The sequence below is a fragment of the Streptomyces sp. NPDC053513 genome, from assembly GCF_044544765.1.
In the GTDB taxonomy this organism is placed as follows: Bacteria; Actinomycetota; Actinomycetes; order Streptomycetales; family Streptomycetaceae; genus Streptomyces; species Streptomyces litmocidini.
In genome coordinates, this window is the sequence record NZ_JBITXP010000049.1 from 1 (window position 1) to 13,521 (window position 13,521).

General features: G+C 65.4%; 4 protein-coding genes. 2 read left to right on the forward strand and 2 right to left on the reverse strand.

What is annotated here, in order from left to right; translation table 11 throughout:
• Positions 1-66 precede the first annotated feature (66 nt).
• Both ACIGW4_RS37745 and ACIGW4_RS37750 read right to left on the reverse strand, forming a co-directional pair.
• Entirely contained in the window at positions 67-1,797 is a 1,731-nt protein-coding gene (locus ACIGW4_RS37745; RefSeq protein ID WP_399586203.1) for an FG-GAP repeat domain-containing protein, read from the reverse strand.
• Positions 1,798-1,950: 153 nt separating this feature from the next.
• The gene (locus tag ACIGW4_RS37750) at positions 1,951-5,289 is read right to left on the reverse strand and encodes a hypothetical protein (RefSeq protein ID WP_399586206.1); all 3,339 of its coding nucleotides are present in this window, start codon (positions 5,287-5,289) and stop codon (positions 1,951-1,953) included.
• A 798-nt stretch (positions 5,290-6,087) separates the two neighbouring features.
• Between ACIGW4_RS37750 and ACIGW4_RS37755 the strand changes: the two genes are divergently transcribed.
• Positions 6,088-12,153 carry an RHS repeat domain-containing protein gene (locus ACIGW4_RS37755; protein WP_399586209.1) on the forward strand — a complete coding sequence of 2,022 codons (6,066 nt, stop codon included), beginning with the start codon at positions 6,088-6,090 and terminating at the stop codon, positions 12,151-12,153.
• A 123-nt stretch (positions 12,154-12,276) separates the two neighbouring features.
• Positions 12,277-13,221, forward strand: coding sequence for a hypothetical protein (locus ACIGW4_RS37760; protein WP_399586211.1), 945 nt, complete (start codon positions 12,277-12,279; stop codon positions 13,219-13,221).
• Positions 13,222-13,521: the final 300 nt, after the last annotated feature.

The following is a 13,521-nucleotide window of genomic DNA, read 5'->3' on the forward strand; positions in this document are numbered from 1 at the left end:
AAGGTCTGGACGACCTCATGGTGAACCCCGGGACGGGCCGTCTCCCGCCCCGGGGCGGGGACTCGTTCAGAACAGGCGGTCGTACGTGTTCCAGCCGCCGCCGATCCTGGTCCGGGTGGCGAACGGCGCGCCCGCGCCGCCGGTACCCCGGTACAGCCACAGGACGCCCGCCTTGTCGCGGGCCAGCAGGTCGGCCCGGCCGTCGTCGGTGAGGTCCCCGGCGACGACGAGCTGGTCGTACGCGCCCCAGCCGGCGCCGACCCTCGTGCGGGTGGCGTACGGGGCTGTACCGCTGCCCGTGCCCCGGTACAGCCACAGGACGCCCGCCTTGTCACGGGCCAGCAGGTCGGCCCGGCCGTCGCCGGTGACGTCGGCGCCACCGGCGAGCCGGTTGTACGCGTCCCAGCCGGCGCCGACCCTCACCCGGGTCTTGAACCGCGCCCCGGTGAAGCTGCCGGTGCCCTGGTAGAGCCACAGCGCCCCGGCCTTGTCCCGCGCCAGCAGGTCCATGAACCCGTCCCGGTCGAGGTCCCCGGCGCCGGTGATCTGGTCGTAGATGTTCCAACCGCCGCCGACCTTGACGCGGGACGCGTACGGCTTGCCCGTGACGTATTGGCGGTCGTAGTACCAGAGGCCACCTGTCGCGTCGCGGGCGACGAGGTCGCCCCGGCCTCGGGTGACGGCCGAAGGCTTCACATCTGCCTGGTAGTACAGGTTCTGGGTGTGGGGCGAGAGGGAGGTGAGGGCGTTGTAGTTCTGCCAGCCGGCGCCGATCTCGGTGCGCTGGCTGAAGGGCGCTGTGACGCGCCGGGTGCCGTCGTATACCCACAGATGGCCAGTGGTGTCACGGGCGTGCAGTCCATGTGAGGGAAGGCGGGGCTGGCCGAGCAGGGTGAACGGGCTGCTCTTGGCGGTGACGTTGCTGCCGGGGGCGTGTACGTCGTAGATGTCGATGTTGGTTCTGGCCCGGAGCCTGAGTGCCTGCTGGTTCTTTGCGCCGGTCAGCTCGTAGGTGATGGTGTGGTCACCGGGCTTGACACGGCACTGCACGTTCAGCGCGTCGATGTGGAGTTGTTCCGACTGGTAGGAACAGGAGGCGTCCTGGGTGGCTGTGACGTTACCGAGCCGGACCGTTCCGGGCCATCCCCATATCTGGCCCTCGTCGATGGAGAAGAGCAGGCTCACCGTGGCCGCGTCCTTGGCGTGGACGTGGAACTGCTGGCGGACCGTGCCCCCGGCAGGGACGTCGGGCGCCTCGAAGTCGACAGTGTTGAGCGCTGCGGAGGCGGCCGATTTCACGGTGACCTTGCCCGTGCCGTGCTGGGCGTCCGCCGGGAGGGAGCCCGCGCTGCGGGCCGTTCTCACAGCCTCGGCAAGGTCGCCGTCGGCGGGGAGAGGAGCGAAGCCCCAGTAGAGGGTCGTGTCGGTGGCGCCTGTAGGGACGAGGACGTCGGGCTTCAGGTACGTCGGGCCATCGCAGACGAAGATGCCGGTGTATCCGGCGGGCTGTGCACACTCGTTGGCGCGGGGCACGTAGCTTTCGGGAAAGCCGGCGCCCGCGCCGGCCGGGTCGATCATCGGCTGCGTACCGACGGCGATGACGACCTTGCCGTAGACGGCCCCGGACTCGACGAGGGGGTAGAAGCGCGGCGCCGATCCCGGTGCCGCTACCGCGTCATACCCCGTCAGACGTAGTTCGTCGGCGGCAGTCGCGGAGTGCGGCGTGAGGAACGTCGCCGCGGTGAGGAGTCCGGCGGCCGCACTGAACGTGGCCGCGCGGCGAGTGATATCTCTCATGGGTCCTTCACGTGGGTTGTGTGTGTGAGCCGATACTGCGCAAGGTCTCGCCGTATGGCGATGGCGGGGTGACCGGCGAGCAGGGGGCAGGCGTGCCGCGCCTTCGGGGAGGACACGGCACGCCTGCTTGAGGTGCGGGAGGTGCGGTGCTCGCTAGAAGATGCCGGTAATCTCTGTCGCCCATCCTGCGGTGCCGGCGAGGCGTGGTGATCCGTGGCTGGTGGGAGTACCGGGGTAGGTGAGGAGGCAACCGGTAGGGCAGAGCCTGCTGGTCCAGTTGCCCGCTGAGTCCACATACTCGACGGGGGTGTCGGGGTCGGCGGACGTGGTGGCCCAAAAGTCGCCGTACTCCTCCCCAACCGTCGGGATGAATCGTTTGAAGTTGTAGGTGTGGCCCTGGTTGTCGGGACCCGGCGGAAGGTCTTCCGCGGGCGGAGTGGTGACCGTGGCGGCCTGCAGGGCGCCCTGCATGTTGCCGGGAGAGGTCAGGTAAGGCCGCTGGGTCCAGCCGCCAGTTCCATAGATGCTGCGGGCCAGCAGCTTATAGCCGCTGTTCGGGCACTTCTCCGCGTCGTTGATGCAGCCGGGGTAGAGGTAGAGCTTGCCGTCGCTGGGATCCCGGGCCACCAGATCGGCGTAAGAGTCACCGTTGACGTCGTCGACGGCGAGGTTGGTGAGGTCACGCCAGCCGCCGGTTCCCAGGACGACCGGCTCAGCCCAGTTGAAGGGTTGGTCTTGGTTCTGACCGCCCCCGCCGACCGCGAGACCGCTGTAGAGGATGAGGCGGGCGTTGACGCACTTCAGGTCTGCTGTCGCAACACCGGAGTTTTCCCACACGCATTCAACCGTGATCAGGTCGTTGCCGGGCTTGCCGTCGATGTCACCGGGCAGCAGCATCTGCTTGAGGCCTGCCCACTGGTGTACGGGCTGGGAGGGATTGGCGAGTTCCTTACGGGTGTAGTACCAGGGGGACCCCACTCCGTTGCCAGGGTAGACGTAGAGCTTGTTGTCGGTCAGGCGGACGAGGAAGTCCTCGTAGCCGTCGGGGGCCGCGTCACGGGACGACATGCCCTTCAGGTCGCCGCGGTGGGCGATGAGCGCTCCGCTCCAGCCGCCGCTGCCGGCATTCTGACGGGCTCCCATGGAGCCGAGGTTGCCGTTGCCGGGGTAGAACCACAGCTTGCCGTCGGGGTCCGTGGCGACGAAATCGGCGAATCCGTCACCGCTGAGGTCACCGGGCCGGTCATGCTTGGCGGTACCGATACTCGGGTCGGAGTTCTCCTTCTCGTACACGTACGTCGGCTCGGTCGTGGTGAGGGAGACCTGGTCGTCGCCGCCGGCGAGCACGGAACGGTTTCCGAACTTGTCGTAAGCGACGACGTTCAGCTTGCTGACGGGATGCGCGAACGGTGTGATGGTTGTGGTCGCAGTGTGGTTGGCGTCGGTGCCGGCGTCGACCCAGGTGCCGTTGGGGCAGCGGGGGGTCGTCACCGTGGACAGGGGGCGGTCCATCGCCCAGCAGTAACCTTCGACGTCGCTGACCGGGTTGGTGAACTTGAACTGCCGGGGGACGCGGGCCGCGTAGCTGTCAGTGGCCTCTCCTGCTCTCGTGCCGTCGGAGTCGAGGACGGTGACAGGCTTGTCGGGGCCCTTCAGGTCGACGCTGAAGGAGCAGGCCGCGGTGGAGGCGCTGGTCGTGTTCTCGTTGTCCTTGGCGTAGAGGCTCCAGGTGTAGGTGCCGTTGCCCAGCTTCGTGGCAGGGACCAGCACACTGACTTCACCAGAACCACTCACGCTGTCGGAGTTGGGAGAGAAGGAGATGGCGGTGCCGCTGGAGTTCTTGACCGAGAAGTAGGCGGTGACGTTGCCGCCGTCCTGGTCCTTGATCTTCGCGGTCAGGGTGATGCCGCTTCTGCCGATGCGACCGCCGCAGGCGACCGGGTTGTTGCCGTCGCCGGACTCGACGTAGTAGCCCTCGTAGGCGGCCCTGCTGATGACGGTGGGCTTGTAGTTGTAGTCGACCTCGAGCTGAGGGTCGTTGCGGAACCGCTTGTAGGCGTTGTGGTTGCCCGCGTAGCTGGCCGGGGCGCGGAGCCCGAGGACCAGAGTGCCCCAGCTGTTGGTGGCGGCCTGCTGTACGTAGGCCTTCAGCGCGTCGCTGGTGAAGTCGTGCCCGACGTCACCGGGGCAGAACCTGTCGTTGCCGCCGAAGAAGGAGTCGGAGTCCAGTCTGCTGCCCCAGACCTGGGTGTTCCAGGTGGGGGTGGTGCCGATGCCGCCGGCCGACCACAGCTCGGTCGGGCCGACGGAGGAGTCACAGGCGTAGGAGTGGGTTTGGGTGACGGCGAACCTGGCGCCGGTGATGGTCGCGTTCTCGAGCCCGTTGGTGTTCATGGCGAAGAACGAGGCGGTGTCGCCGGTGTCGTTGTACCCCACCCGCGGCTCGTCCCAGGGGTTGGAGGAGTTCCAGCCCGACCCGTTGGGGTAGGCGGCGTTGGGCGTCGCCGAGTAGACCACCGCCCACTTTTCGACATCCCCGCCGCTGAAGTAGGGATCGATGACGAGGGGGAACTGGTCAGCAGAGGCAAGAAGCTCCGCGTCCGGGGTGAGCGTGAGCGTGTCACCGCTGACGTCGGCGGTTACCGGTGCACTGTCGGGCAGGTTTGGTTCTGAAGCAGCGGCCAGGGACCGGGCCAGCGTCTTAGCCGTGGTGCCTGACTGCTCCTCGTCGGAGGAGACGGCGGGCTGCTCCCACATTTTGGGACTGGGCGCGCTGAAGACGGTCCCGCCGTTCTCGTCCTTGGCCAGCAGCTGGTTGTCGGCGGTCTCGGTCAGGGTGACGCCATCGGTTTTGAGGCCAAGTTTGATGCTACGCAGGGCTGGGGTGGCGGCGGCTTCGGGCGTGTGGATCACCAGGTGCTGGGCGAAGCCGCTGACGTTGGCGATGAGCTTGAGGTCGACCCCGGGCAGGACTGAGGGATAGGTGGCGGTGTCACCGTCCACGACCGGCGCGGGAAGAGCGGAGGGCCAGGTCAGGGCAAGCTTCTTGCCGTGCTTGACCATGGTGGCCAGTGGCTGGTTGCCGCCGCCGGAGAAGGTGATCGGGAACACCGGTGCCGACGGGCCGATCGAGCCGTCGGAGTGCTTCACCAGCGTCGCGTCGGTCTCGCGCCACATGCCGTCGAACCGCGTCCACTTCGGGACTCCGTAGGAGCGGCGGGTTGTCGAGCCATCGGGGTTGGCGAAGAACTCGGTGCTCTCCTGCCGACGGTCGAGGATCTCGATGCGTTTGCCCGTCCTGGCCGCCTCGTCGTAGGCGGCCTCCTCGAGCATCGCGGAAGGCATCTGCGATGCCTCCGTCTCCGACGCCGTGAGGACGGTCGTGGGCGAGGAATCGGGCAGAGCGGTTGCTGCAGAGACCGGCAGACTCACAGCTGCGGCTATTGCCAGAGCCAACGCTCTGCGGCCGCGTCTATAACGGGTGGCGTTCATGGGCTGGTGCCTTTCTGGAGAGCAAGGTTTTCCGCGAAGCGCGAGAAAGGAATCCTGCCTCCCCTGAGCGGGGACTCTAACCCGCAGGTGTGACAGCACGACACATCAAGCCTTCACGTAACTTACGGACGAGTGCGGGGTCTTCACGATACCTACGGGCGCTCTAGCCCTTCTGGCGTGCGAAGCTTGCCAATATGCGGCGTATGCCCACTAGTGCATCACAAATCGCCTAGTCAGGCGCTTGGCCGGACTTGTTGGAGATCGTCGCAGAAGGGAGTACGTAGACCTGACAAACTTGGTGGCACATTTTGTTTTTAGTTGCCACCCGGCAGGTGGTTGTGTTTCATTCAGCCGATCATCAGGCTTCATGTGCAATCTGGGGTGGGGATCTCAATGTTTTTCCGTAATGGCTTCGCCGTGCCCTTTTATAGGCGCACGCAAAGACATATGACGGCGAAGCCAGTGAAGACGGGAATGGTAGGGGTCCTTTCGGCAGCGCTGAGCGTTTCGCTGCTCACGGCTCCCACATGGGCCGCATCCCCCGAGATTCCTGGCCCCCCGCCCGTACCGGGCACCAAGTCAGTCGAGGGGACCGACTTCGCTCCCACAGGCCTGAAGCGGAAGCATCGGCCGTCCCCGTCATGGAAGGCGCCTGCTGTCACCTGGCCCCTCCCCGCGAGCAGGGAACTCACGCTTCAGCCCGCGGCGGCGGACCCCGTCACGGTGGGCGGCCTACCTGTCCGCCTTACAACACCTTCAAGCCGCGACGCTCAAAAGGCCGTGCCCGCGTCTGCCCAGATGGAGCTCGCGGTCAAGGACCGCTCCACAACACGTGCCGCAGGTGTCGAAGGTCTTCTGATGACTCTGCGGCCCGCCTCCAGCACAGCAGCTCCTGGCGGACCGGTCAGCGTTGAGGTGGACTACAGTGCCATCCGCGGCGCCTACGCAGCCGGGTGGGCCTCGCGTCTCCGGTTGGTGACGCTTCCCGCATGTGCGCTGACGGCACCTGAGAAGCCCGAGTGTCGCAAGCAGACTCCGCTGGCAACTGAGAACGACACCAGCGCCCACACCCTCACTGCCACCCTCGCCACCCCCACGCCTGTCGACCCCGTGAAGCCTTCCGGCGCCTCGCCGAAGATGCTTGCCGCGACTTCACCCACCCTGGCTGCGAGTTCTGCAGGGACCACCGTGCTGGCTGCCACCGCTGGCACGGGTGGCAGTGACGGCTCATTCAAGGCCACTTCACTCGCTTCCTCCGGCTCCTGGTCGGCAGGCGGGAACTCAGGCGGCTTCGGCTGGAGCGTGCCCATCGACGTTCCCTCCATCCCTGGAGGACTGGCGCCCAAGGTCGCCCTGTCCTACAACTCCTCCTCGGTGGACGGCCGCACCGCCTCGACCAACAACCAGGCCTCCTGGATCGGTGAGGGCTGGGAGTACTCACCCGGCTTCATCGAGCGCCGGTACGCCCCCTGCGAGAACGACAAGCAGAACGGCAACAACACCGCCAAAACCGGCGACCTGTGCTGGAAGTCGGAGAACGCCACCCTCTCCCTGAACAGTTCCTCCAACGAGCTCGTCTGGGACGCTGCAAAGAAGGCCTGGAAGCTCCAGAGCGACGACGGATCCCGCATCGAGCGGATCTACGACACCGACCCGAACAACTCCGGAGACGAGGACTCCGAGTACTGGAAGGTCACCACCCTCGACGGTACCCAGTACTGGTTCGGCAAGAACCGCCTCCCCGGCTGGGTGGACGGCAAGACCGAGACGAACTCTGTCTTCTCCGTCCCGGTCTACGGCAACCACAGCGGTGAGCAGGGACACGCCACCGACTTCGCTTCCTCCGCCGAGCAGCAGGGGTGGCGCTGGAACCTCGACTACGTCGTCGACCCTCACGGCAACGCCATGGCCCTCTACTACACAAAGGAGCAGGGCTACTACGCGCAGAACAGCAAGATTGACGACCCGAAGGCCTACACCCGAGGCGGTTACCTCAACCGCATCGACTATGGCCTGCGCGCTGGTGCCGTCTACAGCACTACCAACCCGGCTGGCCGTGTCACCTTCACCACCGCACCGCGCTGCAAGGCGACGGACTGCGCCTTCACCAAGACCAACGCCACCAGCTGGCCCGACACTCCGGTTGACCTGAATTGCAGCTCGGGCGCCGAATGCCTCCAGGCTTCGCCGTCGTTCTGGTCGAAGCAGCGCCTGACCGGGATCAACACTTTCTCCCTGGTCGGCACCGACATGGTGGCCGTCGACAGCTGGGCCCTGGAGCAGTCCTTCCCGGCGACCGGTGACACCTCCACTCCGGCGATGTGGCTCGACTCCGTCCAGCGCACCGGCAAGGCCGGAGCCACCGCCGACATCAAGCTGAACCCGGTCACCTTCGAGGGCGAACTCATGCCCAACCGGGTCGACGCCGCCGAAGGCCGGCCCCCGCTCTATCGCAAGCGCATCACCAAGATCACCAACGAGACCGGCGGTCAGACCCTCGTCACCTACAGCGCTGCCGAGTGCACCCCGACGACACTGCCTGCGGCCGACGCCAACAACAAGCGCTGTTACCCCTCCTGGTGGACACCGGACGGTGCCGTCGATCCGGTCAAGGACTGGTTCCACAAGTACCTGGTCACCCGCATCGAGGAGAACGACACCACCACCGGCAGCGGCTCCGAGACCAAGGTGACCTCCTACAGCTACTCCGGCGGTCCGTACTGGCGCCGTGACACCAGCGAGTTCACCCTCGACAAACACCGCACCTGGAACGTCTTCCGCGGCTACTCCACCGTCCGTACCTACAACGGCGGCGACACCAACCGGGTGAAGACCGAGAACACCTACTACCTCGGCATGGCTGGAGACACCCTCGCCGACGGCAGCCCTCGCCCCGGCTGGGCCATCAACGGCATCACCGACCGCGAAGACTTCGCCGGCCGTGTCGCGGCCTCCAACGTCTACGACAACGAGAGTGCCGACAGCAAGATCGTCGCCAAGACCACCTACATCCCCTGGGAATCCAACGCGACAGCCACTCAGCCGGTCGAAGGCATCACCGACCCTGACAAACCCGGGACTCCCGCCACCACCCTCCCGGCGAAAACGGCATACCTGTCCGGCACCGAGACCGAGAAGGGCAGCACTCTCCTCGACAACGGCACCACCTGGCGCACCCTCACCACCACCCGTACCTATGACACCACCTATGGCCTGCTCATCAAGGAGACGGATGACGGCGCCGGCACCGTCGAAGCACGCTGCACCCTGACCGACTACGTCACCCCCGACACCACCAACTGGCTGATCTCCTACCCCAGCGAAGTCACCACGGCGGACAACACCGCCTGCCTGACCGACCCCAGCAAGATCACCGGCAGCGCCCGCACGTACTACGACGGCAAGACTCTCGGTGCCGCCCCGGACACGGGCAAGGCCAACACCACCAAGACCGAGCAGCTTGCCCGCTATAACAGCGACAACACCCCCGTGTGGGAGACGATCGCGCAGGCCACCCACGACCAGTACGGCCGCGTTCTTGTCGCCAAGGGGCAGGACGACCAGCCCGTCACCACCACCTACACTCCGGCCACCGGCGCTCAGCCGATCACGGTGCAGGTCGCCAACGTCAAGGCCCACACCACCTCCACGACCTATGACGGCATGCGGGGCCTGGTCCTGGCCACCACCGACGCCAACGGCCGCACCGCCAGCAGCGAGTACGACACCCTGGGCCGCCTGACCAAGGCATGGAGCACCGGCCGGGCCAAGACACTGCAGCCCAACGCCACCTTCACCTACAACCTCTCCTCCACCGTCCCCTCCACCGTCATCACCAAGAAGCTCTACGAAGACGGCCTGTGGGGCACCAGCGTGACCTTCTACGACTCACTGCTGCGCGCACGCCAGACCCAGGCCGACTCCCTTGGTGTGACCGGCCGCGTCGTCACCGACACCTACTACGACACACACGGCCGCGCCTACCTCACCAACGCGCCCTTCTACAACAGCAGCACCGTGTCGACGACCGCCATGCTCGTCGTCGCCCCGAAGGACATCCCGCAGGCAGTCAAGACGACATACGACGGCCGCGGCCGGGTTTTCGAGAGCATCCAGCTGTCCCTGAACGCGCCACAGTGGCAGACCACGAACACCTACGGCGACTACTGGACGGCCACCGTCCCCCCGGCGGGCGGCACCGCTTCTCTCACCCTTGTTGATGTTCGCGGCCGCACTGTCGAGGCACGCCAGTACAAGGACCGCAACCCCGTCCCTGACGCGGCACAGACCCAGTACGAGAAGACCACCCGCACCTACGACTCCGCTGGTCTCCTCGCCTCGCTCACCGATTCCTCCGGCCGCAACACCTGGCGCTACACCTATGACCTGCGCGGTCGGCAGGTGACCGTAGCCGACCCGGACAAGGGTTCCAGCACCACCCACTACGACCAGCTCGGACGCATCGACACGATCACCGACGCGCGCGGCACCCTCTACAACGGCTATGACGAACTCGGCCGCAAGCTCAGCCTCCGCGTCGGATCGATCACCGGTACCAAGCTCGCTGCCTGGACCTACGACACCGCCACCGGCGGCAAGGGCCTGCCCGCCACCTCTTCCCGGTTCGACTCCTCGGTCACGGCGAACGCTGAGTACAAGACCACCATCAGGGGATACGACTCCACCGGGCGGTCCACCGGCACGACGGTCACCATCCCGAGGGTGACCGGGGAGGAGCTGCTCGCCGGCACCTACACCGTGGCCACCGCCGCCACACCGGTCAGCGGCTTGCCGCAGACGGCTGCCTACAGCACCACGAACACCAGCGCCACCACCGCCCTGCCCGCCGAGACGGTCACCAGCCACTACGGCTCGAACGACACTCTGGGCATCATCGACAGCTCGCTGAACCACGCCTACCTGCGCGGGGCCGGCTACACCGCCTTCGGCGAACTCGCCCAGGCCCAGCTCGGCAACCTCGGCAAGCTCGTCACTCAGACTCTCACCTACGAGACGTCCACCCGGCGCCTGATCAGCAACCAGATCAACCGCGAGGCCACCGGCCCCGCCACCCTGTCCCGCATCACCTACGGCTACGACCCGGCCGGCAACGTCACCTCCATCCGCGACGCCCAGAACGACGGCGCCGTCACCGACGACCAGTGCTTCACCTACGACTGGGCAGGCCGCCTCACCGACGCCTGGACCTCCGGCGACGCCTGCGCCACCAAGTCCACCAACGGCGCAGGCACCCCCAACCTCGGCACGGTCGACCCCTACCGGACCTCCTGGACGTTCACCGACACAGGCCAGCGCAAGACCGAGACCCAGTACAAGGCCGGCGCAATCACCGCGGACACCACCCGCACCTACACCTACCCCACCACCGCCGGCGCGCCCCGGCCCCACGCGGTGGGCAGCGTCGCCGCGACCGGCGGTGCCACCGGAGCAGACACCTACACCTATGACGACACCGGCAACCTCACCAAGAAGGCCCCGGCCAGTGGCCCGGTCCAGGACCTGACCTGGACCGAGGAGGGCAAGCTCAAGACCTCGACCGTCTCCGGTCAGATCACGTCGTTCCTCTACGACGCCGAAGGCACCCGCATCATCAAGCGCGACCCGGCGAAGACCACGCTCTATCTGCCGGGCGGCCAGGAACTCGAACTCACCCGCGCGGTCGGCACCACCCCTGCCGCCCTCACCAACGGCACCCGCTACTACACCGTGCCCGGCGGCTCGGTGATCCGGACCAGCAAGGACAACAGCGTCCGCATCCTGGTCTCCGACCACCACAACACCAACACCCTCTCCGTCTCCGCCAGCAGCCTCGCGGTCAACCGCCGCAAGACCCTCCCCTACGGCGGACAGCGCGGAGCAGCCCCCTACTTCTGGCCCGGCACCAAGGGATTCGTCGGCGGCGACATCGACACCACCACCGGCCTCACCCACATCGGCGCCCGCGAATACGACACCAACCTCGGCCAATTCATCAGCGTCGACCCCCTCCTCGAGATCGACAAGCCCGAGACCCTCAACGGCTACGGCTACGCGAACAACAGCCCTGTGACCCGCACCGACCCCACGGGAACTCGAGAGGTCTGCGGGGAGTACGAAGGCGCATGCAACCCGGTCGACCACAACAACGACGGAACCAAAAATACCGACGGTAACCGCGGGACGAACGACGAGAAGCCCCGCGGGACGAACAACGAGAAGCCGAAGGGTCGTTCAGGTGACGAGATTCGGAGAGACAAGATCAGGCACGATGCTGCGGTGGAAGCCACAGCCGCGTACCTTCGTGCCCAGTGGGCCCAGAACCCCGAGGTGAGGGTGGAAACTGAATACTGGATACCCGGGGGGCAGCGAACAAACGGAAAGGGGGGGTGGGCGGACATTGTGATGTTCTTCGATGATGATATTTTCGTTTGGGAAATGAAGTCGGCTATACAAGCCGAGAAGGACGGGCCTGCAACGCTGGATCGCTATATCAACGCACTGAATAAGATTGAACAGAAGAGTGGACTTGGGCGGTTCGTTCAGCGCGGTTGGGAACTTCCTCAGGTGGCGACGATCGACCCCCTTAATCCCCGCCAGCAAGTTGTCGCCCAGTCGACCCGTACGCGGCCGGGCTCCAAGCGTACCGGTGCAGAGTACAAGGGTGTCGTCGGCTGGTGGACGCGCAATCAGAGGGATAGGCCCCCGCCTGGTATGGAACCTGTACCGGTTTGGGCGCCGGTGACGGTTCAGGTCTGGCAGCCGACGCCACAGCAACAGCGGAGCATTGCATGGGGTGCAATTGCTGCTGGCGCGCTGTACGTGCTTGGCAAGATGGCGAGTGATCCGACCGGACTTTCGGGGTAGAGGAGACCTCGTCCCACCTTTCTCCAGCGCAGAGGCTCGGGTAGTCTTCGTTGGGGCGCCAAGGGGAGCCCTTTGACGCCCCAACACTTTCCCTCGCGTTTTAGGCATCTTTGGAGTGACTACGTGGACGCATTCTCCTTGTCGAATTCCGGCATGAGTCACGATCTTGTGGCAGAAATCACCGTGTACGGAGAAGATCAGGAAGAGTTGACTTCCGTGGCGCTCGATTGGCTTACCCGGGGGGTGGCTGAGGCAATTTCTGTAGGAGGGGTTGGGAATCCCCCGAAGGGTTTGCCCGTGTCTGACGTAGGGTTCAATTCCATTGCAAAGGCTGTAAACGCAAGGAAGGGGGGATGGTGGGGGTGCTTCTCTGCTTCCCCTCGGGACACCTTCGACGTACTCTATAACCCTTATGTGAGCGAATCGATCCATTGGGTGGATCGCGCGATCCGCGCTCGTCCAGAGTCGATGGCAGTAAAGATCGGCGAGTTTATGGAAGGTGGAGAAATCGGGAATTCTGCTATCCGTTTTTCAGTGTCCTTCGATGAAGACCTAGCGAGTTATGTAAAACTAACGTACTTCATCGATGAGGCTCTGCTTTCTGCATCGAGCACGACGCAGATTGAGCATACGCGCCTTCTTGCGTCAGTCAGCTGGGCGTGCCGTCGCTACAATGTGGTGTTCAGCCACTTTTCCTACGCTCACACAGGTGGCGCCACGGAACTTGAAAGATACTTTCGTGGACCTTCTGGCATTCCCTCGCGGAACACCCCCCAGTGGCGTGATCGTCTCCGGGGCTACTCGTGGCTGATGGTTGCATCCCGTGAAATTGTGCACGACATTGGTGGAGTGGGTGCTTTGCGTGAATCGAATGCTTTCCAAGCGGTCTCCCCCCTCCCTAATGGATCGGTGCTCCTCCAAGCTACCCCTTCCTTTCAGGAATACAGAGGCGAGCGGGTCGGGGCTGTTCACCGTGTGCTGCGAGACGCGCTCATCCAAGGTGAGTTCCGCCGCCCAGCGCCGGTGCCTGGACAACCGCCGACGCATATGGTGATCTTTGATAGCTGAGCTGTGTTCAAGGGTTGGAAGTCAAGGCTTCGGGGTAGTTGCGTGACGCCCGGTTCATGGCGATCTGGCAATTCAGCGGCACGCTCGGAACGTGACAGGTACGGCTTCCAGGATCATGGAGTTCTCTACGCCCGTGATCCGAGTGGAATACCGTCCCTGTCGGCGCATCATGCCTGATCCCGCCAGCCCTTGACTAACTGCGTGAGAAGCCGCACGTCGGATCGGAGAATTTCCGGGCCTGCGGAGCGGCTGGCCGAAGTGCCGGACCCGCGTGATCTGCGCGAGGTGCGCCACCGCCTC